This window comes from Streptococcus sp. HMSC068F04 (assembly GCF_001837455.1).
Lineage (GTDB): Bacteria > Bacillota > Bacilli > Lactobacillales > Streptococcaceae > Streptococcus > Streptococcus salivarius_D.
Window position 1 is genome coordinate 1 of the sequence record NZ_KV832461.1, and the last position, 21,064, is coordinate 21,064.

General features: G+C 40.5%; 31 protein-coding genes and 1 other RNA gene. 5 read left to right on the top strand and 27 right to left on the bottom strand.

Annotated elements, in window-relative coordinates:
• Positions 1-73: 73 nt before the first annotated feature.
• From HMPREF2571_RS01220 to ffs, 7 genes are all read right to left on the bottom strand, one after another.
• Complete coding sequence (locus HMPREF2571_RS01220) at positions 74-748, bottom strand: rhomboid family intramembrane serine protease (protein WP_013991242.1); 675 nt, start codon at positions 746-748, stop codon at positions 74-76.
• Positions 739-1,266, bottom strand: coding sequence for a 5-formyltetrahydrofolate cyclo-ligase (locus HMPREF2571_RS01225; protein ID WP_045769393.1), 528 nt, complete (start codon positions 1,264-1,266; stop codon positions 739-741). The genes HMPREF2571_RS01220 and HMPREF2571_RS01225 overlap by 10 nt, the downstream gene beginning before the upstream one ends.
• Before the next feature lie 68 nt (positions 1,267-1,334).
• Positions 1,335-2,468: an N-acetyldiaminopimelate deacetylase gene (locus tag HMPREF2571_RS01230; protein ID WP_045769392.1), complete on the bottom strand. Its 1,134-nt coding sequence runs from the start codon at positions 2,466-2,468 to the stop codon at positions 1,335-1,337.
• A gap of 77 nt (positions 2,469-2,545) precedes the next feature.
• Positions 2,546-3,244 (bottom strand): 2,3,4,5-tetrahydropyridine-2,6-dicarboxylate N-acetyltransferase, encoded by a 699-nt coding sequence (gene dapD / locus HMPREF2571_RS01235; RefSeq protein WP_002886999.1) that lies wholly within the window; start codon positions 3,242-3,244, stop codon positions 2,546-2,548.
• Positions 3,245-3,329: 85 nt separating this feature from the next.
• Positions 3,330-4,082 (bottom strand): HAD family hydrolase, encoded by a 753-nt coding sequence (locus HMPREF2571_RS01240; RefSeq protein WP_045771792.1) that lies wholly within the window; start codon positions 4,080-4,082, stop codon positions 3,330-3,332.
• 112 nt (positions 4,083-4,194) lie between these two features.
• Positions 4,195-5,034: a methyltransferase domain-containing protein gene (locus HMPREF2571_RS01245; RefSeq protein WP_045771793.1), complete on the bottom strand. Its 840-nt coding sequence runs from the start codon at positions 5,032-5,034 to the stop codon at positions 4,195-4,197.
• Between the two features lie 14 nt (positions 5,035-5,048).
• An RNA gene (gene ffs, locus HMPREF2571_RS01250) (signal recognition particle sRNA small type) lies at positions 5,049-5,134 on the bottom strand.
• Positions 5,135-5,454: 320 nt separating this feature from the next.
• On the opposite strand from ffs, the gene HMPREF2571_RS01255 reads away from it, so the two are divergent.
• From HMPREF2571_RS01255 to HMPREF2571_RS01265, 3 genes are read left to right on the top strand one after another with little or no spacing between them, the layout of a single operon-like run.
• The gene (locus tag HMPREF2571_RS01255) at positions 5,455-5,613 is read left to right on the top strand and encodes a class IIb bacteriocin, lactobin A/cerein 7B family (RefSeq protein ID WP_045771794.1); all 159 of its coding nucleotides are present in this window, start codon (positions 5,455-5,457) and stop codon (positions 5,611-5,613) included.
• Between the two features lie 19 nt (positions 5,614-5,632).
• Entirely contained in the window at positions 5,633-5,800 is a 168-nt protein-coding gene (locus tag HMPREF2571_RS01260; RefSeq protein WP_002885883.1) for a class IIb bacteriocin, lactobin A/cerein 7B family, read from the top strand.
• A 47-nt stretch (positions 5,801-5,847) separates the two neighbouring features.
• On the top strand, positions 5,848-6,102 hold the full coding sequence (locus HMPREF2571_RS01265; protein WP_070847037.1) for a hypothetical protein: 255 nt from the start codon (positions 5,848-5,850) through the stop codon (positions 6,100-6,102).
• 84 nt (positions 6,103-6,186) lie between these two features.
• Here HMPREF2571_RS01265 and tadA read toward each other — a convergent pair whose 3' ends face one another.
• The 7 genes from tadA to HMPREF2571_RS01300 all read right to left on the bottom strand — a co-directional run bounded on the left by tadA (position 6,187) and on the right by HMPREF2571_RS01300 (position 10,736).
• Positions 6,187-6,705, bottom strand: a complete 519-nt coding sequence (tadA, locus tag HMPREF2571_RS01270; protein WP_014635105.1) for a tRNA adenosine(34) deaminase TadA — start codon at positions 6,703-6,705, stop codon at positions 6,187-6,189.
• Between the two features lie 769 nt (positions 6,706-7,474).
• Entirely contained in the window at positions 7,475-7,867 is a 393-nt protein-coding gene (locus HMPREF2571_RS01275) for a single-stranded DNA-binding protein (RefSeq protein WP_037601494.1), read from the bottom strand.
• 238 nt (positions 7,868-8,105) lie between these two features.
• On the bottom strand, positions 8,106-8,324 hold the full coding sequence (locus tag HMPREF2571_RS01280; protein WP_045771796.1) for a sulfurtransferase TusA family protein: 219 nt from the start codon (positions 8,322-8,324) through the stop codon (positions 8,106-8,108).
• A 14-nt stretch (positions 8,325-8,338) separates the two neighbouring features.
• Positions 8,339-9,370 carry a YeeE/YedE family protein gene (locus HMPREF2571_RS01285; RefSeq protein ID WP_021144677.1) on the bottom strand — a complete coding sequence of 344 codons (1,032 nt, stop codon included), beginning with the start codon at positions 9,368-9,370 and terminating at the stop codon, positions 8,339-8,341.
• Between the two features lie 137 nt (positions 9,371-9,507).
• The gene (gene ytpR / locus HMPREF2571_RS01290; RefSeq protein WP_049529270.1) at positions 9,508-10,131 is read right to left on the bottom strand and encodes a YtpR family tRNA-binding protein; all 624 of its coding nucleotides are present in this window, start codon (positions 10,129-10,131) and stop codon (positions 9,508-9,510) included.
• Positions 10,132-10,140: 9 nt separating this feature from the next.
• Complete coding sequence (locus HMPREF2571_RS01295) at positions 10,141-10,455, bottom strand: thioredoxin family protein (RefSeq protein WP_045771798.1); 315 nt, start codon at positions 10,453-10,455, stop codon at positions 10,141-10,143.
• Positions 10,452-10,736 carry a DUF4651 domain-containing protein gene (locus tag HMPREF2571_RS01300; RefSeq protein ID WP_045771799.1) on the bottom strand — a complete coding sequence of 95 codons (285 nt, stop codon included), beginning with the start codon at positions 10,734-10,736 and terminating at the stop codon, positions 10,452-10,454. The genes HMPREF2571_RS01295 and HMPREF2571_RS01300 overlap by 4 nt, the downstream gene beginning before the upstream one ends.
• A 99-nt stretch (positions 10,737-10,835) precedes the next feature.
• On the opposite strand from HMPREF2571_RS01300, the gene pepA reads away from it, so the two are divergent.
• Positions 10,836-11,903, top strand: coding sequence for a glutamyl aminopeptidase (pepA, locus tag HMPREF2571_RS01305; RefSeq protein ID WP_070847039.1), 1,068 nt, complete (start codon positions 10,836-10,838; stop codon positions 11,901-11,903).
• A 15-nt stretch (positions 11,904-11,918) separates the two neighbouring features.
• Positions 11,919-12,689: a pyrroline-5-carboxylate reductase gene (gene proC, locus HMPREF2571_RS01310; RefSeq protein WP_014632549.1), complete on the top strand. Its 771-nt coding sequence runs from the start codon at positions 11,919-11,921 to the stop codon at positions 12,687-12,689.
• A 26-nt stretch (positions 12,690-12,715) separates the two neighbouring features.
• On the opposite strand, the gene HMPREF2571_RS01315 is transcribed toward proC, so the two are convergent.
• The 13 genes from HMPREF2571_RS01315 to comGA all read right to left on the bottom strand — a co-directional run bounded on the left by HMPREF2571_RS01315 (position 12,716) and on the right by comGA (position 20,997).
• Complete coding sequence (locus HMPREF2571_RS01315) at positions 12,716-13,378, bottom strand: CPBP family intramembrane glutamic endopeptidase (RefSeq protein WP_014632548.1); 663 nt, start codon at positions 13,376-13,378, stop codon at positions 12,716-12,718.
• 112 nt (positions 13,379-13,490) lie between these two features.
• Positions 13,491-13,937 (bottom strand): hypothetical protein, encoded by a 447-nt coding sequence (locus tag HMPREF2571_RS01320; protein ID WP_045001368.1) that lies wholly within the window; start codon positions 13,935-13,937, stop codon positions 13,491-13,493.
• A gap of 77 nt (positions 13,938-14,014) precedes the next feature.
• Positions 14,015-14,671 (bottom strand): CPBP family intramembrane glutamic endopeptidase, encoded by a 657-nt coding sequence (locus tag HMPREF2571_RS01325; RefSeq protein WP_014632546.1) that lies wholly within the window; start codon positions 14,669-14,671, stop codon positions 14,015-14,017.
• Positions 14,672-14,682: 11 nt separating this feature from the next.
• The gene (locus HMPREF2571_RS01330) at positions 14,683-14,880 is read right to left on the bottom strand and encodes a helix-turn-helix transcriptional regulator (RefSeq protein WP_002885716.1); all 198 of its coding nucleotides are present in this window, start codon (positions 14,878-14,880) and stop codon (positions 14,683-14,685) included.
• A 250-nt stretch (positions 14,881-15,130) separates the two neighbouring features.
• Positions 15,131-16,324, bottom strand: coding sequence for an acetate kinase (locus HMPREF2571_RS01335; RefSeq protein ID WP_002885831.1), 1,194 nt, complete (start codon positions 16,322-16,324; stop codon positions 15,131-15,133).
• Positions 16,325-16,380: 56 nt separating this feature from the next.
• A complete protein-coding gene (locus HMPREF2571_RS01340; RefSeq protein ID WP_014632544.1) occupies positions 16,381-17,337 on the bottom strand; it encodes a class I SAM-dependent methyltransferase in 957 nt (318 codons plus the stop codon).
• Between the two features lie 44 nt (positions 17,338-17,381).
• Positions 17,382-17,699, bottom strand: a complete 318-nt coding sequence (comGG, locus tag HMPREF2571_RS01345) for a competence type IV pilus minor pilin ComGG (protein ID WP_045001363.1) — start codon at positions 17,697-17,699, stop codon at positions 17,382-17,384.
• Positions 17,677-18,114 carry a competence type IV pilus minor pilin ComGF gene (gene comGF, locus HMPREF2571_RS01350; RefSeq protein WP_014632542.1) on the bottom strand — a complete coding sequence of 146 codons (438 nt, stop codon included), beginning with the start codon at positions 18,112-18,114 and terminating at the stop codon, positions 17,677-17,679. Before comGF ends, comGG begins: the two co-directional genes overlap by 23 nt.
• Positions 18,101-18,331 (bottom strand): competence type IV pilus minor pilin ComGE, encoded by a 231-nt coding sequence (comGE, locus tag HMPREF2571_RS01355; RefSeq protein ID WP_013991265.1) that lies wholly within the window; start codon positions 18,329-18,331, stop codon positions 18,101-18,103. The genes comGF and comGE overlap by 14 nt, the downstream gene beginning before the upstream one ends.
• A 31-nt stretch (positions 18,332-18,362) precedes the next feature.
• Positions 18,363-18,791, bottom strand: coding sequence for a competence type IV pilus minor pilin ComGD (gene comGD / locus HMPREF2571_RS01360; protein WP_014632541.1), 429 nt, complete (start codon positions 18,789-18,791; stop codon positions 18,363-18,365).
• Positions 18,751-19,065 (bottom strand): competence type IV pilus major pilin ComGC, encoded by a 315-nt coding sequence (gene comGC / locus HMPREF2571_RS01365; RefSeq protein ID WP_037611125.1) that lies wholly within the window; start codon positions 19,063-19,065, stop codon positions 18,751-18,753. The genes comGD and comGC overlap by 41 nt, the downstream gene beginning before the upstream one ends.
• 8 nt (positions 19,066-19,073) lie before the next feature.
• Entirely contained in the window at positions 19,074-20,174 is a 1,101-nt protein-coding gene (gene comGB / locus HMPREF2571_RS01370) for a competence type IV pilus assembly protein ComGB (protein ID WP_141751051.1), read from the bottom strand.
• Entirely contained in the window at positions 20,056-20,997 is a 942-nt protein-coding gene (gene comGA, locus HMPREF2571_RS01375; RefSeq protein ID WP_070579224.1) for a competence type IV pilus ATPase ComGA, read from the bottom strand. The genes comGB and comGA overlap by 119 nt, the downstream gene beginning before the upstream one ends.
• Between the last annotated feature and the right edge of the window lie 67 nt (positions 20,998-21,064).

Sequence of the window (21,064 nt, forward strand, 5' to 3'; positions counted from 1 at the left end):
GAGCGAAACGGACTTAAAGTCACAAAAATATAAAATCCATCGAACATGACATTCGATGGATTTTTCATATGACTTAAAAATAAGTGAATCCTAGAAGAATCAGCAATAGTAAAATGTAGGTCAAAAGAGCTGTAGAACGCCAACCTTTACTAAATAAGCGACTTTCGACCTTGTTGGCCAAAAAGATAGCTGCAAGAGCACCACCAACTAAACCACCGAGATGGCCTGTAATCCCAACACTAGGTGTAAAAAGGTTGAAAATTAAGTTAATAACAATCAAAGCCAAGTAATTGCGACCTAACTGATTAAGTAAAGGACTATGACTATAATAGCCAAGAATCACAACAGCCGCAAAAAGTCCAAACAAGGATGTCGAAGCACCAGCCGCAATAACATTAGGCGTAAAAAGTAAGGTCAAGGCATTTCCCATAACACCAGCTAACAAATAAAGCCCTAGAAAACGTAGAGTCCCAAAAATCTGCTCAGCCATTTTCCCCATAAAGTAAAGAGCAAGCATATTAAATAGAAAATGCTCAACACCTATATGCACAAAAATTGGTGTTACAAGACGCCAGAGGTTCAGTGGGCTGTACCGAACAAAAGCACCGTACATAGCCCCCATCTTAAAGAGGCTCAAAGGCGAGGTCGCTTGAAAGCCGTTTAAAAGATATTGACAGATGAAAGTCAGCGTCGTAAGCCCCAACAATAGATAGGTTGCTGGATATTTCTTCCACTCATTTACTTGCATGTAACGACCTCCTTAACAGGTATATCATAGTTGTCTGGTTGAAAATCATGTTTCTGGCAAGAATAAACCGTACTAACGGTCTCCCCTTCAAAATCAGACAAATAGCGGTCATAGTAACCTGCTCCGTAACCAATGCGATAGCCTTCATCATTAAAAACTACTCCTGGCACATGAATCAAATCAATCTCTGATTTTTCCACAGCCAAATCAGACGCAGGTTCCATCAGGCCAAAAGAGGTTGCAACAAGATTATCTGGATCATAATCCACAAAAATCATTCGACCTTGTTTATATGTTTTAGGAATCAACAGTCGTTTACCATCCTTTAAAGCCTGATTGATTAAAAGACTGGTGTCATATTCATGAGGAAAAGACAAATAAGTCGCAATCACCTGGGCATCTTTATAAGCAGGTAAGGCAATCAATTGCTCCAAAAGATATTTATCTATCTTAGCCTTAGTCTCAGGATCTTGTAAAGTTAACTGAGCCAAGACTGTTTTTCTAAGTTCATTTTTCATAGGTTTATCATATCAAAAAAGCTACCAAAAGTCAGACTTGGTAGATTTTTTAGCTGTATCAACTATGGTTAGGCTTCTGCCTTGTGTTTAAGGAATTTTCCAATTTCAGCCACTGCAAAAGCGAGGGCATCTTCATTTGGACTCATCTTAGGATGGTGAAGTGCATATGGCGTGTCGATTCCCAACCAGAACATGACACCTGGAACCTTACTAAGCAAATAACCAAAGTCCTCTCCAGTCATAGCTGGTGGACAATCGATCAGGTTGACCTCTGGGCTAGCATCAAAGAAAGTCATCAACTCTTTGGCCAAGGCTGGATTGTTTTCCACAGGAAGATAACCACCTTGTTTCAACATGATATCCACTTCCATACCAAAGCTAGCTGCCACGCCTTCTGCAATCTGACGCACGCGCTTCTGGATAAGGAGACTCATTTCCTGAGTAAGGGTACGAATAGTTCCATAAACCTCTGCAGTTTCAGCGATAACATTATTAGTAGTTCCTGCATGGAACGAACCAAAGGTAACTACCCCACCCTGGATAGGGTCAACATTACGACTAACAATCGTTTGCACCTGAGTAATAAAGTAAGAAGCTGCTACAAGGGCATCATTGGCCTCATGTGGAAAGGCTGCATGTCCACCTTTCCCCTTGAAAGTAACGAGGACTTCACAAGTCCCAGCAAAAAGGGTGCTTGTGTTAGTCGCAATATCACCTACCTTGAAATCTGGACGGACGTGAAGGCCATAGAACTCATCTGGCAACCAATCTCCAAAGGCACCATCCTCATACATAAGCATACCACCAGCTTCATTTTCTTCAGCCGGCTGGAAGAGGAAGAGCATGTTATTTTTAGGCTGTACTTGAAGCATCTGATCCAAGAGACCAAGCGCTGTGGTCATGTGCATATCGTGTCCACAAGCATGCATACGACCTTCATGAGTAGACTTGAAGTCAAGACCTGTTTCCTCTACGATTGGAAGACCATCAATATCTGTACGCCAACCAATAGTCTTTTCAGGAGCATGCCCGTGAAGATAGACAAGAATCCCTGTACGCCAAGTACGTTTCTCCACAAAATCCTTACCTTCAGTCATTTCAGCAATACGCTCTAAGAGATAAGCCTGAGTTTTAAATTCTTCCAAACCAATTTCAGGAATTTTGTGAAGGTCTCGTCTGATTTTAATTAAATCAAGTGTCATGTTTTTATCCTTTTTATTTGTCTTATTTTATAGAGAATCTAGAAATAGAGGCCTTACAGGCCTCTACTATCAATATGTTACAAGTTACGCAAAGCATCTTCGAGTGCTGTTTTTTGTTGTGTTTTCTCATCAATTTCCTTGATGATACGAGCTGGAACACCAGCCACAACCACATTTTCAGGAACATCTTGAGTAACGATAGCTCCAGCAGCAACGACTGAACCGTTACCAACTTGAACACCTTCAATAACAACAGCATTGGCACCAACAAGAACGTTGTCACCGATACGAACTGGGTCTGCTGAAGCTGGTTCAATCACTCCAGCAAGGACTGCACCCGCACCGATGTGGCTGTTTTTACCAACAGTAGCACGACCACCAAGGATAGCACCCATATCAATCATAGTACCAGCACCAATTTCAGCACCGATATTGATTACAGCACCCATCATAACGACAGCATTGTCTTCGATAGTTACTTGGTCACGGATGATAGCGCCTGGTTCGATACGTGCATTAAGGTGACGTTTATCAAGCAATGGAACAGCTGAGTTACGGCCATCTTGTTCCACAACATAGTCCTTGTTTTCAGTCAAGTTAGCAAGAAGTGGTTCAATATCTTTCCAGTCTCCGAAAAGAACGTTACCAAGTTTAGTGACAGAAGCTGGAACAGCAGTTGCCAATTCCCCTTCAAAAGTTACTTTAACATTCGTTTTCTTTTCAGCATTACCGATAAAAGCGATAATTTCTTGTGCAGACATTTTTTGTGCAGTCATGAGATTCTCCATTCACATAAAGTTAGGAATTATTATACCAAAAATTCTGATAATTGTCTTTGCTTTTGCCAAATACAGTGTATTTTTATGTAAAATTGGTCTTTAGAGCTTCTATATCAGTAATCACTCGGTCTGGCTTGATTGGGGAATTCTCCAACTCTCGAGGAGAATAAGGGAAGGTATTCAGCAAAATACCATCGATCCCAACTGCTTCAGCCACAGCAATATCAGTCGTTAAGTCATTTCCAACCATGACAGTCTCAGACGGGTTTAACCCATGATCATCCAAAACTTGCTTTAAAAATTCAGGTTGCGGCTTACAGATACCGGCATCCGAAGACAAGTAAATAGCATCAAAATAAGGTCTTAACGCCATTAGGTCAATCTCAGCGTTAGTAAAGGCTGCTTGAGCATTAGACAAGAGATAAATCCGACAGCCCTGCTCTTTTAGAAAGGCTAGCACCTCCTTGGTATGGGGATAAGCCGTCACATGTTTGCGAGATAAGACGCGAAAGACCATTGCTATCAATTGTCCCCAATCTTCCGGCTGATTAGAATTACTAGACTGAGGCCGAGCATCTACATAAAGCTGGTTAAAAATGTGGGCTAAATCAATTTCTGGATAAGCAACTCCTTTGAGCTCTATTAACTCCTTACGGGCCTGATCCACGCGCTTAGCATAAGCCTTTTTAAGAACATCACCTTCATAAGCCGCTCCATAAGCTTGATATAGCTGGCCTAGTTTATCCCATAACACAGGATCCTTCTCATCGGTTAAGATATCAACCAAGGTACCATAAAAATCAAAAATGTAGTTCCTATAGGCTCTATTTTTCATCGCTTTTTACCCATTACTGAAACTTTCTTACTTATTGCTCTCATCATACACCTTTTAGGAAGACCAAACAAGCTAACTGAGACATTTTCCCATCAAAAAATCCCAACGATTGTTAGGATTGCTTATCATCTCTAATACGGCCAATCAGCAGTTCTCCCGCAACGGTTAATTGCGTCACTGAAGTCAAGTCCAAAGTATCCTTATTGGCATGGAAAAAAAGAGGTGTCATCTCGGCAAATGTTTGAACATGCTCTGATGGCATAGACCAAGTCTTAGCAATCGTCACACGCTCCAAAAGGTCACAGGACTCTTGAAAATGTTCCAGAACATCCTGGTTCGAATAAGCCTGCGCCTCCGGTAACAATTGGCGAAACTCTTTAAGATGATCCTCATGAGGAATAACTTTAAAAATCAAGCCATGATCAGACAAAAGTCGTCCAAATTCTTGATAATTAGCTGGTGAAAAAATATCTAAAATCACATCGATACTGTGTTCACGTAAGGGCAATTGAGCCAAATCGCCAACAAACCAAGCTACGTTTTTCTGAGGATTTTGACGTGCCGCAAGAAGGATTGAATCCTTAGACAAGTCAAAGGCCATGAAATCCTTGTCAAACTCTTGAGCTAACTGACGGCTATAATAGCCCTCACCACAGGCAACATCTAGAACGTGCGAGTGTCCAGGAAGGTCACGCAAGCGCTCTGAAATCACCTCTAGAATAGGATCGTAATAGCCTGCCGCAAGAATCTGACTCCTCTTTTCAAAAGAAGCCATATCATAGTGCTTATCTCCCTTGGTCTGTCTCAAAAAATTAACAAAGCCCTGCTTGGCGATATTAAAGGTATGCCTATTCTGACAAACCAAGCTAGACAAATCCAAATGCATTGGCGCTTGACAGATAGGACAAGCAAAAAGACTCTCTTGATCTTTAAAAACACTAAATTTGGCCATAAATCCTCCTTAACACAAAAAAAGAGCACACACCTGAAATCGCTTAGGGCTGCTGGATTCCTCCCCTGACCCGCTTCACGCACAGATGTTGCTCCGAAAAATATTATACCATAAATTGAAGTGATTGCAAGTAGAGAACTTATGATAAGACTAGCTAGACCTACCCCTATTAATTCCTATTATTTCTTTCTATCAGTCTAAACTTCGATAAAGCATAAGACTTACCATGGTGACATTTATGTCACTACTTTTTTATTTCTCGACACCTTATAATAAATCCATAGCTTGAGGAAAGCACCAAAAGCTAGTGACATGGCTGACTTTATTTAAAGGAGAAGTCATGTTTAACATATCTCTTAACTCGTGGTGAGAGGGTATGAGATTTAAAAACTCACCTAAAATAAAAAAAGGAGAATGACAATGATTAATAAAGAAATGAAGGCAGCTGAGCTAGCCTCAGTAACAGGAGGCGGATGGAAGACCAACCTTGCCATTGGAGGGCTCTGCCTAGCTTCAGGACCTATTGGAACTATGGTATGCCTTGGAGCCTACAATGGCTATATGGACTCTGCACGATAAAAGAAAGGATATATGAACAATGACTAAGACCATTAACAATCGTAAAAACATGACTACTCAAGAACTTGAAGCTGTATCAGGTGGAGTGGTTCCTTGGGCCGCTATTTCTGTTGGCATTGCTGCTGCAAAACTGACTTATGACCTTAGCTATGCTGCAGGTAAGTCTTTCTATAACCTCACCCACTAACTAACAGAACTCGCCTGACATCTCAAAGATTTTGAGGATGATAACTCATGAAACATACAAAAAATCAAACAAATGATACTACTGCTAATCAATCACCTAAAACGAATAACTATTTACTCGTAAAAATAGCTTTAGCTGGAATTATCGGTAGCCTACTTTTGATACTCCTAATCAACCTTATCTTTCATGTACGATTAGGAACACCAATTATTGATACTAATTTGAAGTCCGCTTTTGGTACTCTGATTCTCTTTATGCCTATTTTTCTTTTAACAAGAGAGAAAGAAAAAAATAAAGCATAGAAAGAGTGACCTAAATTGCTTTCAGGAAAACAAAAACTCATCTTCCATTAAAAAGTGCAAGGCCCTTTGGACTTGCACTTTTGTTTACATATCTTGCCTTGTTTCCAATTTAGCCAATCGTTTGGCTTCTTTTTTGCGTTCACGACTCTGACGGAAAAAGTCTTGCATAATCTTAGCACACTCTTCCTCCATGACACCAGTCTCTACTTCTACACGATGGTTGAGACGCTCATCTCTTAGGATATCGTAAAGGCTACCCGCACCACCAAACTTTTGATTGCTTGCTCCATAGATCACTTTAGGAATACGAGCCAAGCCAATTGCCCCACTACACATGACACAGGGTTCGATGGTTACAAAGAGGGTACAATCTAACAAACGCCAATTGCCTACAGTCCTATTAGCCTCTTGAATAGCCATGACCTCCGCATGCATGATAGCTTGATTGAGCTCCTCACGTGCATTGTGCCCACGACCTATGACTTCGCCATCTTTAACGATGACACAGCCAATTGGAATCTCTGCTTTATCTAGAGATTTTTCGGCCTCCTTAAGAGCTTCAGACATAAAAAAGTCTTTCTCTTCTTGGGTAAAGTCAAGCATTAGTGTCACTCCCGTTCCAAGATTTGCGAGACAATATCTCACTTAGTCCTTCTATTATAGCATAAGAAAAGAAATACCGAAGACCTCCATTTTAAAGGACACAAAAAAAGCTAAGACGAATCATCCTAGCTTCAAACACATTAGTCTGGTGAGTCTTAGGAATCACACCAATGTGTTCCCCCAAGGCTAGACGAAAAGTCAACGACCGCTTAACATCCTAATTCATATGTCAGTCGGAGTGTCATAGTCAATTGTCTGTGAAATCATTATATAGGCCTATGGCCTCACAACGATAAACAAAAATGCAACTGTCTCAAACAATTGCAAGGATAGCGTTATAGTTGTGATATTTCACACTTTCCTTCCAAACAAATAATGCCTACTATAAAAGTAACTTTTATAGCTTTTTCCTTACCCATCTATAGTTTATCATGAAACCTCTATCATTTAATTTAAAAATCGGTAATAAAACAATGATATAGATTAGAAACAACTGTTAATTGTATGCATTATTTTGAATATTTAGCTTAACACTCAAAACGTTGATATATCAGCATTTTAGGGCTTGTTAAACTATTTTTTCTAGTCTATCTACACTATTAAACACCTATCATCCTAAGTCTTATCTAATTTTACTATTTATTAGTCTAACAAGTGTTTAATATTTTATCTCCAACAATTCTTTAAAACAAGGTATGGAACAAGATAATGATTTTTTAGAGAGGTTGCTTCAAAGATAGGAGACCTAGATAGCTAGTCAAAGGATAAACTAGAAGGGAAGTTCTTCTTCCAAGACGAGGTCAGCCAAGTCATTATCAGGATTATTTTCCCTAACAGCACGCTGAGCACGACTCTCCAGAAGTTGGAAAGAGGAACAAAGCACTTCAGTAACGTAATGGGTTTGACCATCCTTATCGTACTTACGGGTACGAAGCTCCCCATCAAGAGAAATTAAACTCCCCTTGCTAGCATAAGATACTAAGGTCTCAGCCAAACGCCCCCAGACAACCACTGTAATAAAGTCAGCCTCACGCTCACCATTTTGCGTCTTATAGCGACGATTAACCGCAACTGTGACACGTGTAAAAGACCTATCGCTAGCAGTTTTTACCATTTCAGGAGTCGCCGTCAAACGTCCAATTAAAATAACTTTGTTATACATTTTTTTACCTCCACCTATCTATTCGTAAGCGGAAGTAAAAAATAGATTATTTTAAATAGCTTTACAGGTTCCTTTGAGAGTATCCTTACTAATACTCCAATCTACATAAGCAAATTGTCCTAATATTCCTAGTAAAATAGGAGACTATTACTTTTCTAGTAATACTGCTCTCTCAGATATTTTCATGACAGCAGTTGAATGTTAAATTTTCTCTACTCGTTTAGCTAGCTCAACGTTTTTAAACCACAATTTCCCATGAAGCAGGACCGACTTGTTCAAAGCGCGTCACAGGATAATCATTATCTGCAGCCCAGTTTGGTATACTTTCCGTTGCTTGCGTACAATCGAAAGCTATCAACAACTCATCACCAGTAGCTAATTCAGCCATTTTTTTCTTCGCATCAATCAATGGGAATGGACATACCAATCCACCCGTTTCAAGTTTTATCAAAGCCATATGATATTCTCCTCTTAATTTTTGTTGGGTTTTACAAAGATAATATAGGAAGCTGTCCAAACACCTAAAATAGTCACTGGTAAAGCAATCCATCCCTTACTAGAAAAAATTGCTGTAGCTGTTAAACCATTACCAATCGTACAGCCACCAGCCCATGAAGCACCGATTCCCATAAAAATACCCCCTAGTGTGCTCTTACCGATGGTTGACAAGTCTGGCAAGCGCCAACGAAACTCTCGAGAACCCTTTGCAGCAAGAAAGGAACCAAGAAAAATCCCCAATACAAGAAAAACACCCCAACCAAGCTGTTTACTATCACCTGTAATAATATAACTAATTAGATGTGCTGAGGGAGTTGTAATCCCTAACCCTCCAACACGACCCGTCAACTGACTAGCAGGCCAAGCAATTAAAGCAACAAGACCTATCAGAAATCCTGCAAAATATTTATGGTAAGTTTTCTCAAAAAGATAGTGTCTCACTCCCTTATATTTTGATGGAAGCGTAGCAATCTGACGTCTGGGCTTACGTAACTCTCGAATGACAATGAAACTTGTTATAGCTACTAAGAAAACAAGAAGATACCAAACCGGAATTCCTAATTGACCAGCTAAATCATCATTAATTACCCATCGCTTAGCTATTAATTGATTCAAAGGAACAAGAAATCCTGATTTCATAGCCGCTGCACTTGTCATATAAAAGAATAGTGCAACCCAACTACCTAGGAGACCTTCACCAGCACGATACCACGTTCCTGTGGCACACCCCCCAGCGAGAACAATTCCAATACCAAATAGATAGGAACCCACAATTGCTCCTAACACGGAAAATTCTTCATAAGGGTTTCCAATAATACCTAATTGAATCAGGGAAAGTACTCCTATACTTTCTACTGTGATTGCAATAAGAAAAGCGTAAAATAATGTATTATTACGTGCAATATACATATCTCGGAAACCACCAGTCAAGCAGAAACGAGTTCGTTGCAAAATGAATCCAAATATCAGACCAATGAGCCCACCAGAAAGAATAGTTGTAAGCATAAGTACCTCCTAAAGTAAATATTGATTACATTTTAAGAAAAATATTATAACTTGCATAATCTTTCTTTTTTATGATTAGCTATAAACTTTCTTTATGACAAACAAAAAAGCGGCTTACTTACCGCTTCTTTTACTATTTACCCTTTCCAGTGTTTGGCTGGATCAAAAGTCTCACCGACTACTGCTGAATCATCAAGTTCAATAATACCACGTTTTTGTGGGGCATTTGGAAGTGCCAACTCACGTGGGGCACACATCATACCATAACTATCTTCACCACGAAGTTTTCCTGGGAAGATAAGGGCACCGCTAGGCATCATAGCACCAGGAAGTGCTACGATAGTTTTAAGCCCAAGCGCTGCGTTTGGTGCTCCTGCAACGATTTGGACCTTCTTATCACCGATGTTCACTTGGCAGATGTTAAGGTGGTCACTGTCTGGATGTGCAACCATTTCATCAATTTGTCCAACCACAAAGACTGGACCTTGTGTGTTTTCCAAACGCTCTTCAAAGCCCTCTTTAGCCAATTCCTCGTTCAAGACAGCTACATCTTGGTCTGACAAAAAAACTTGACCGTTACCTTCGATATCAATGAGGCTTGACGCTTCAAAAATATTCCAAGCAAGAGTCTTGCCTGTTTCATCAGCTGTGACACGCGCCACTTTACCTTTACGTTCTACGCTACGTTTGATGTCCTTAGTATCTTCCAAGATAACCAACAAAACGTCGCCAACTTGTTCCTTATTGTATGCAAAAATCATGGGTTCTCCTTATACTGTTGCCAAAAAGGCATTGATTTCTTCTTTGGTTTTACGAGCTTTATTGACCAAGCGTCCCAATTCCTGACCTTTCTGAGTCACGACAAAACTTGGGATACCAAAAATATTCCAAGTTTGCGCCAAAGCCATATAATCATCACGGTTGACACGCACAAAGGTCATATCTGGATGGAGGGCTTCAATTTCAGGCATAACGGGATAGATAAACTGGCAGTCTGGACACCAATCAGCAGTGAAAAAGAAAACCACCTTTTGATCACTTTCAACATAGCTAGCCAATTCTTCAAGATTCTTAGGAATAATCATGCCTGCTCCTCCTCATAGGTCAAGATATCCTCTGCATAAACAAAGCTATAGGCACACCCATCCTCTAAGACGATACCTCCTGTAAGCCCTGGATTTTCCTTATCAGTGGGATTTGTATAAAGGACTGCGATAGTCCCCAAGTGAGATAATTCTTGTCTAATATCTTGGATTAATGCAGCCTTCTTCATTTCTGCACGTGACTGTCTATACTTCTCTGCCATTGCCAAGAGACCTAAAGCTCCTACGCCTCCAGCAAACAAGGCCAATGTTTTACGTTTCATAAGAAACATTTTACCATAATTTTAGACGAATGGGGAGAGGCTACCTATCTCTTGAGAATCGTGCTAAAATAGTAGCAAGTACTACTCAAGGAGGATTTTATGACTACCCTATTTGACAAAATTAAAGAAGTAACCGAGCTCAGTGCTACTTCAGGCTTTGAAGCTCCTGTACGCGACTACCTTCGCAACAACATCACTCCACTTGTAGACGAGGTCCAAACAGATGGTCTCGGTGGTATTTTCGGTATCAAGCATAGCCAAGTAGAAAATGCCCCTAAGGTGCTTGTGGCTGCCCACATGGATGAAGTTGGGTTTATGATTAAGGAAATCAAAGCAGACGGGACTTTCCGTGTCGTCGAACTTGGTGGTTGGAACCCACTGGTTGTCAGCTCACAACGCTTCACCCTACACACTCGTGACGGTCGTATCTATCCTGTCATCTCAGGTTCAGTGCCACCTCATTTCTTACGTGCTAGTGGCGGAGCTTCAAGTCTTCCTAGTGTTTCTGATATCGTCTTTGATGCTGGTTTTGCTAACCAAGAAGAAGCAAATGCCTACGGTGTTTTCCCAGGTGACGTCATCATTCCTGAATCAGAAACGATTCTCTCAGCCAATCAAAAGAATGTCATTTCTAAAGCTTGGGATAACCGTTATGGTGTTCTCATGATTCGTGAACTCTTGGAAAACGTTAAGGATCAAGAACTCAATAATACTCTAATTGCTGGTGCCAATGTTCAAGAAGAAGTTGGTTTACGTGGTGCCCATGTCTCTACCACTAAATTTAATCCTGAAGTTTTCTTTGCAGTGGACTGTTCTCCTGCAGGTGATACCTATGGTAATCAAGGTAAGGTAGGTGATGGTACACTTATTCGTTTCTTTGACCCAGGTCACATCATGTTGCCAAATATGAAAGATTTCCTTTTGACTACAGCTGAAGAAGCTGGTATCAAATACCAATACTACTGTGCTGCGGGCGGAACAGATGCTGGTGCCGCTCACTTGCAGAATGCTGGTGTTCCATCAACAACTATCGGTGTTTGTGCCCGCTACATTCACTCGCACCAAACCCTTTATGCGATGGATGACTTCCTAGAAGCACAGGCTTTCTTACAAGCTATTGTTAAGAAGTTGGATCGTTCAACAGTAGATTTAATTAAAAACTACTAAGACAAGGAGTAACCCATGATTATAGGTTTTATCGGTGTCGGAAAAATGGCAACAGCCATTATCAACGGCCTAAATACAAGCTCACATCGTATCATTATTTCAGGGTCTTCCTTGGCTCGTTCACGCCAGATTGCAGAGGAACTAGAGGTTGAAGCGGCTGCTTCCCATCAGGAATTGTTGGATAATGCTGACCTGGTCATCCTTGGTATCAAACCTCACATGTTTGATAAGGTACTAGCCGATCTCAATTTCCATCAACCTATCATAAGTATGGCTGCTGGAGTGACCTTGGAACGCCTTGCTTCCCTCACCAGTCCAGACCTTCCTCTTATTCGTATCATGCCGAACCTTAATGCTCAGATTCTCAAAAGCACTACTGGTCTTTGCACTAATGATAAGGTATCCGAGGACCTTTTGGCAGTTGCCAAGGAAATCACAGACAGTTTTGGAACCACTGTTGAATTGGCTGAGAAGGACTTTGATACCTTCACTGCCTTAGCAGGTTCTAGCCCTGCCTACATCGCCCTCTTTATCGAGGCTCTAGCCAAGGCTGGTGTCAAAAATGGCCTAAGTAAGCAGGTTGCTCTGACCATTGCCACACAGACTGTTCTAGCTACCGCTGAAAATCTCAGTCTTGGTAGCGACAGTCCACATGATCTTATTGACAAGGTATGTAGCCCTGGTGGGACTACTATCGCCGGTCTCATGGACCTTGAGCGTACAGGCCTCACCCATAGTGTGGTTTCAAGTATTGATACAACTATTGCTAAAGCCAAAAAACTATAAGAAAAAAGCTCGGAAGATTCCGAGCTTTATTTGATATATGGCGCTAAAAATTGTAAGAGTAACAACATTGAAACCGCAATACTATTGTTAATGATATGGGCCATGATACAGTACTCTAACTTTTGAAACTTACGATATGCTATCCCAAGGGCAAGCCCCATACCTGCATATACAATCCAAACACCGATACTATTCGGCATATGAACAAGGCCAAAAAGTAAACTACTAACAATCAAGCCAACAATAGAATCTGGATTAAAGACGCATCCCATGAGGAGCCCGCGAAAAACCAGCTCTTCCACAATTGGTGCCATAATTACTGTAAACGTTATGAGAAGGAAGGGATTCATATGGGCATTTTCTATGGCTGCCTGATTGGTGCTATTACTAACACCTTCCATCATCATGACTATAGTACCAATCCTAGTAATGATATAAATACCTAGGTAGGTCAAGCCAATCTTTCCCCAGGCCTTCAAGGAAGAAAGGGACTTAAAGCCTTCGAAAAGCCCAAGACGAATTCCTAAGAAAAGAGCTCCTATGCTTATGAGAAGTGAGACAACAACTAAGAGACAGACCAGCCTTGTATCTTTGACACCTAAATAGATAGTTGGAATTTGTTCAATATAGAAAATTAGGAAAGCTAGTAAAAAATAAAGAAAGCGTTTGAGAATTGACCTTTTGTCCATGAGAATCCACCTCTTTTCATTATTTATTTGTACCTTTATTATAATACAATATAACTTATTTGACAAGACAATAAGAGAACGAGAGGTGAATTTTTCAAGATAATATAGGCTCTTATCCTATTTTAGATAGGATGAGACGAATAAGAGCAAATCCCAATACTAAGCCATAGAGCAAGACTGATAAGACTGTAACATATGGCAACTGAATATTGACAAAGGCATATAGGACAATCAAAGCAAAGATAAGCAAAAACTCTAAAATCAGAGTTGCGACTGCTGTTGCCATTAAAATCTGTTTATTTCGCTCATCGTAGGCAGCAATATACATCCGATGAAGACGTTTGGGATGGGTAAGTGTAGCAAAATAATAGATTGACAAGACATAAACCCCAATGGTAAATCCCAATACTAAGCCTAGAGCATAATCACTAAGACTGTTAGAGCGAACAACAAACAAGCCCAAAACACCCAAGCAAAAAAGAGAACATGCTACTCGTGTAATGTATTTCTTAAACTCGGCTTCTGTTTTTCTTTTTCCTAATAACATTTTTATTAACATATCTTAACACTCCCTTTATTATCCTTTATAAGAGCAATATAACTTTTTTCACTGACAACTTTAAACACTTATTCACCTTAAACGAAAAGACTGAGTAGTACACTTATGCTATTGTTTAAGATATGAACACCCATACTGTACTCGATACGCTTAGTCTTATAATATGTTATCGCAAGACCAGCTGACATAATACCATAGATGACAATTGTCTGAAGCGTAAATGCTGAGTGACCAGCCATAAAGAGAAGACTGGAAATAACAAGACCCGTCTTAAAGTATTTTCCAAAGAGCACCTTGGCTAAGAGTCCCCTAAAAATGATTTCTTCCATAATCGGAATAATAAAACCGGCGACTACTAGGTGAAGATAGAATGGTACGTGGGCAAAGATATCATTTAAAGCATCTTGATTTTCCATAGTCGCATTGTGTGTTAACTGACCAATAAAATACCCTAGAAGATCACCTAGGAAAAAGATGACGAGATTAAGAGAAGCAATCGCAACGAGACGTCTCCAATTAATCTCTTTAAGCGATAAGAGTTTAAATCTATAAGCAATCACGATAAAAATAGCCAAACTCCCTAATGCCCAAATACCGTATCCTATTTGCTCGACAAGTGAAAACTTACCATCCTGAGTAAGTAGCGGGAAAGCACCTAATAGTGTTAAATCTAAGATTAGTAGAGTGAGCGCTAAAACAATAACACCAATTTTCTTCATGACTTGTTTAAACATATCTTTTCTCCTTAATCTTCCTCAAAAATAAAGACTTCTTCAATAGTCTTTCCAAAATATCTAGCAATTTTAAAAGCCAGTTCCAGCGACGCATTATAGCGACCTTTTTCGAGTGAAATGATGGTCTGTCTCGTGACCCCCATTTCATCTGCTAACTCTGCCTGACTAATCTTATTAGCCTTGCGAAGTTCCTGAATTTTTGTTTCCATGTGGTACCTCAACCTTATCGTTTATTTTCAAATAGTTAAACTCCTTACTTTTCTTTGTTAAGTTAACTTTACATTTATAGTATAGTCTACTTTACGTATTTTGTAAAGTCTCTTTTACATTTTTTGTAAAGTTTTCTTTACTTATTGAATTACACATATATAGACATCGACGAATGATGCTTGCAGAACATTCAAAAAAGCTGGCCAATCACTCGGCCAACTTTTCTGGTCTTATCAAATTTTTGATAACTTATTTAGTTTTAAGGCGCTCAACATCACGCGCAATCACCAACTCTTCATCTGTTGGGATAACAAATACTTTAACAGCTGACTCTGCTGTTGTAATGTCGCCTACATGTCCGAAGACATTCTTTTCAGGATCCACTTCAATACCAAACCAAGTGAGACCATCCAAAACTGAAGCACGAACTTCCGCAGAGTTTTCACCAATACCTGCTGTAAAGACGATAGCATCCGCTCCGTTCAACACACCGAAGTATTGAGCAATGTATTTACGCAAACGATCCACATAAAGATCATAAGCCAAGGCACATTTTTCATCGCCAGCATTCTTACCAGCAATGATATCACGCATATCACTTGATTTTTCAGAAATACCAAGAAGACCTGATTCTTTATTAAAGACGTGACGGATACGCTCAGCATCTGCCATTTCAGGCTCACGATCAATAACAAATGGAATAATCGCAGGGTCAAGGTCCCCAGTACGTGTTCCCATCATAACGCCACCAAGTGGTGTCAACCCCATTGATGTGTCTACTGATTTACCACCATCAACCGCAGTAATTGAAACACCATTTCCCACATGGGCTGTGATAATCTTAGTTTCTTCAATTGGCTTACCTAACAACTTAGCTGCTTCTTGAGAAACATATTGGTGACTAGTTCCGTGTGCTCCATACTTACGGACTTGGTAGTCTGTATAGTAACGATTAGGCACTGGATAACGGTAGGCCACTTCTGGCATAGATGTATGGAAGGCTGTATCAAAAACAGCAACACTTGTAATATCTGGGAGGAGCTCCTTAAAGGCACGAATCCCTGAAGCTGCACCTGGATTGTGTAAAGGCGCTAAGGCTGACAATTCTTCAATCTTAGCCAAGGCATCTTCATCCACCAAGCTTGATTCTTTGAAATATTCTCCACCAGCAACCACACGGTGACCAACACCTGTGATTTCATCATAGCTCTTGATAATATCAAAACGAATCAAATCATCAAGCAAGATTTTTACTGCCTGAACATGGTCAGCAATATCTAGAGTTTGCGATTCTGAACGGTCATCAAATTTTACTGTTGAAACAGAATCTTTCAAGCCGATACGTTCAATCAAACCCTTAGCAAGAACAACTTCATCTGGCATCTCATATAGTTGCCATTTCAAGCTTGAGCTTCCTGCATTAATTGCTATTGTTTTTGTCATAAGCCACCTCTTTGTAAAACGCTTTCAATAATATAGTCCTATTCTAACATGTTTTGCTAGAAAATGGAATTATCTGATTTCCATTTTTGGAAATTCTCTGTAAAATCTTTGAGGACCTCTGGGTTTTGCAAATCACTAAGTGGATAAACGAAGGTCTCAGGAGCATTTTCAGTTTGTTTTTTAAGCACAAAGATAGACTTCATATTATGTTTATTGCCAAAAGCTGCTTCTGGAAGAGTGATAACGGCAATAATATCAGCATAGCCTGATAGCCATTTCTTAAGCAAATCACTTTGTGGGCTTGTCAAAAGATTAGTTGGTGCCAAAAGAATAGCAATACCATCTTTCTTCAAGTACTTGAGTGATTGCTCCATGAGAAGGTGATGGGCATAGGTGTGTTCACCAGTTGCTGCAACCTTGAAACGACTCGCAATCTCATCATTAGGGTAGTAACCAACAGGTAGGTCACTGATAATAACATCACTCTCTTTGAGAATATGTGGTCGAACAGCATCTTCTTGGATGTAAACTGCACTCGAATTCACCACATCAGCAATACTAGCTGACAAATCGATAAGGAGATCGTCAACTTCCATTCCCATATAATTAAGGTTTTTCTGACTATTATTTAGAAGAGTTTCAGCCAAGTTTCCTGTCCCCGAACCAATCTCCAAAACATCTAATTGGTCGTCCTTGGTCAAACCTTCAAGTAGGTAAAGAATGATAAATCCAATAGCATCAGGTGTAAATTGGTGATTGGCTTGTAAGGCTTCCAATTGCCCTAGCTTGATAAACAAGAACTGAAAAGCACGACGCCACTCCTCTTTGCTTAGATTAAGGGCACGTAATTTCTCGTTGTTTTTGATGATGACTTCATTAGCTACCTCAGCCCCCAAATAATAGGAATTTTGCTCAATAAGGGCATCGTAAGCATGGGTTCCAAGATCATTTTCAATGGTTTGGACATTTTCTAACAACAGCTCAAAGGCTGTCTCAATTGCTTCAAAATTCATGATTTCCTCCGTCCTTCTATCATATCAAAAAGGAAAGAGAATTTCTATTTCTGCTCCTGCTTCTTCACATAACGATAGGTCTTGATTTGACCTTTACTGGCAACTCTAACAATCACTTGTTTGTCCTTAACCTCGTAAGTCGTAGTTCCCTGAGAAAAACTAAAAGCACCTGCTTCCTTGTCTACCAAGTCCATGGTCATCTCTGCCATGAGTCGACTTTGACTGGAGATCATTTGCGCTTGGTTCTGTCTAGAGCTAGCAACCACCCGCTCCAGATAAACATGCAGAAGAAGTGTGAAAATGCCAGCCATAAAAAGAGAGTAGAGAAGAACGCCTCCCCTAACCTGTTTTTTCAAAAGCATAAACAAAACTCCTTTGTAGCCCATTTTTAAGCGTCACTTGGATGGTGACTATCTGTTTATTTTGGCTAATTGTACTAGCTTTTACATTAAAAAGCATTGGTTGGTAGCCTCGACCGTCAGCATTTGTTTTTCGAAAATCAGTAGCACTTGATAGTCCAAAAGCTAAGTCTTGATTATCCTGCTTGACATAGAGTTTGTTCCCCTCTACCTTTACCAACTGACAACCTTCTAATTCTGCCTCCATTTGTTGAACAAATAGAAGCCAGTCTTGGCTTTCTTGTTGCTTGACCTGCTTAACATTGCTCACCAATACTGTGGTCAGACCTTGATAAACTTGAACTGAACCAGCAATCACCAACAAGGCCACTAGACATTCCAAGAGGGTAAAGGCGCGAACCTTACTATTGAGAGACATGAATAATCTCCTTTCCTGATTCGTAAACCGCGATACCTTGCTTGCTACGTTTTACTGTCACTGTGATGCCATTTAAGGTCAACTGATCCTGTTTGGTCTGAACTGCCATGGTTGCCACACTCAAAACCTCCTGTTGGTGGAGATTCCTAGCCATTAGCCTACGATTGGTATTGATCTGATCCAAGATAAGACCACTGACGAGTACTAAGACAGCCATTGCTACCAAGCTTTCGATAAGAATATAGCCTCTAAGAGACCGTCTTTTTATATTTACCGCTGCCCATGTTAAGCTGATAGGTCACCACCTCCTTATCACTTGAAAAACGAATCTTTGTGAGGCTAGAGTTGCCTCCTTTGGCATCAAACACTAGCGTCTGCCCCTTATCCAGATGAATATTTTTAGGAATCACCAGACTGGATTTTCCGTTACTGATTTTATCCTTGGACAACTGCAATTCCACATTGGACCCTTCCGCCGCTGCCAAGCGCTGACTATCTCGGTATAGGTACTCAAAGCGCAGATAAAAAAGGTTCGTTTCAACCTGTTGAAAAATACCAGTGACTGAGCCTGACAAACTTAGAGTGAGAAAGGCAACCACTGCTAGAGTCACCAGACTCTCCAACAAGGTAAAGGCTCTAATTGGCCACTGAGCGGCTTTCGCCACCATGTTTCGCATAATAATCATTGTATGAATCTGCCTGTTTTTGCGTGATTTGACCTTCTGAAACAAGAGCAGCTAAGCTAGCTGTCTTATTATTCTTCATTTCATAAAGTTCTGCTTGAGAATCCACGACCTTGACCACAGCCGCATTTCCAGTCTCTTTAACAGAATCCTTCTGCTTGCTCAAGTTAGGTACAAAGAGCAAAAGGAGAATACTGATAATGAGAAGCACGACCAGCATTTCAATCAACGTAAAAGCACGTAATTTAACGGCATTCAATTTTTTCAACATCATTTTCATGACATCATTCCTTCCATATTTTGATACATTGGTAATAGCATGGCTGCATAGATCATTACAATCACGACAGCAACAATAACAAAAATGAGGGGTTGCACAAAGGTTGTTGCCTTATTAAGACGGTTAAAGAAAGCCTGCCAAACCTCTTCAGCATAGACTTCTAACTCATAGCCCAACCTAGCATTAGCCTCTCCATAAGCAATAATTAAGGATAGTTCCTTAGTGAAGAAAGGGTGACTGGCAATACGGTCAGGAAAACTCTGTCCTAGCATCAAGGCTTCTTCTAAATCAGCCCCCAGCTCACGAAAGAGCTTTGATTTTTGCTCTTTCATTAGAGCAACTAAGTCTAGTAAGTCAATACCTTGCCCTAAGAGATTTCCCCATTCCCTAGCATAATAGGCGGTCGTATATAGCCTGACAGTTTGGCCTATGAAAGGGATTTTTGCCATTCGTCGATAAAAGACAAGTGCTGGCTGGCGTTTCACCCATAGATAGAGAATTAAGCTTAATACAAGCAGTCCGCACAAAGTCACAAAAAAGAGCTGGGGAAAAATTTGAACCAACTGTACAGCCCAATTCTCCTTACCATCCCCCTCTAACAGTTGAGGCAGAAGATAATTTTTGAGCCCCAACATAATCAGAACTAGGAAACCCAGAAGTAGAATAGGGTAGGTCGCTACCTCCATGAGTTTCTTACGAACCTTAGTCATTCGAAGCATGTAGGTTTCAATCTTGGTTAAACTCCCTAGAAGATTACCGTGCTTATCAGCAAGGGCAATCTGAGTAACAATATTGTCCGAAAAGCCCACTGCCGCAAACATCTGGTCCAACCTATCGCCTCGCATTAAACTCGCTTTCATAAGAGACAAGGACGATTCTTTCAACAGGTGACTTCGCTCCAAAAAGGCTACGATTTCAGTCAAGGTAAACCCTGCCTTTAAAAGTTGTTTGAAAAGCTGGATAACCTTGAGTTGCTGATTAATCTTTAATTTTTTCCCCTTGGATATCCCCTTCAGTGAGATATCCTTGTTCAACCAAGCCTTCCAACTGCTGGTTCCAGCTGGTTGACGAATGGCTTTGGAAATTTTCACTGGCAAAATCAATCACACCTCCTCCCTTAATCAGACGCATGTAGGCAATCCCTTGAAGGGCATTATCCAACTCGGACTTATCTACACCAAGGTCCAGAAGACGCTCATAAACACCTGACACACTCTTTGCGTGAATAGTTGAAAGAACAGTCACTCCCGTTAGACTAGCTCTAATAACCGCTCGAGCAGTCTCCTTATCTCGAATTTCTCCAATAATCAAAACATCCGGGCGGTGACGCAGTGATAGCTTAATCAAATTATCATAGGTCATGTCAATTGCTTGATTCACCTGTAGTTGCAAAACATTATCCTGTTTAATTTCCACAGGATCCTCAATCGAAATCACCTGCTGCCCCTTAAATCGCTCCTGAACCAACTCATGCATAAGCGTAGTCTTTCCAGAACCAACGGGACCTGCAAAGAGATATAAGCCACGATAATCCAAAGCATCCATAATAGGCTGGATTCCTTGATTCCAGTACACTAATTCTCGACGTTCAGAATGTAGAACACGAATAACTAAACTTTCTAAGCCACGATAATCCCCAACGGTAGACAAACGCAGAGAAACCCTTTGACCATCACCACAATCATAGTCACAGGAACCTAGTTGACTCCTACGCTTCTCACCCACCATCATTCCCGCCACAAATTTAAAGTGACCAATAAGACTAGCCATGAAATCAGGCCGATATACATCAATTAATCTCCTCTCCTGGCCAACTCGCATATAGAGCTCGTAATTATCCTGACGTGGAATGACGTAGATGTCTTGAGCCCCACAACTATCAGCATTTTTGATCATTTCCTTAGCAAATTCTGTTACCATAAGGACCTCCTCATAGACCTATTCGTAAAAAGTTTAAGAAAATCATAACCACCCGTCTAACGGGTGG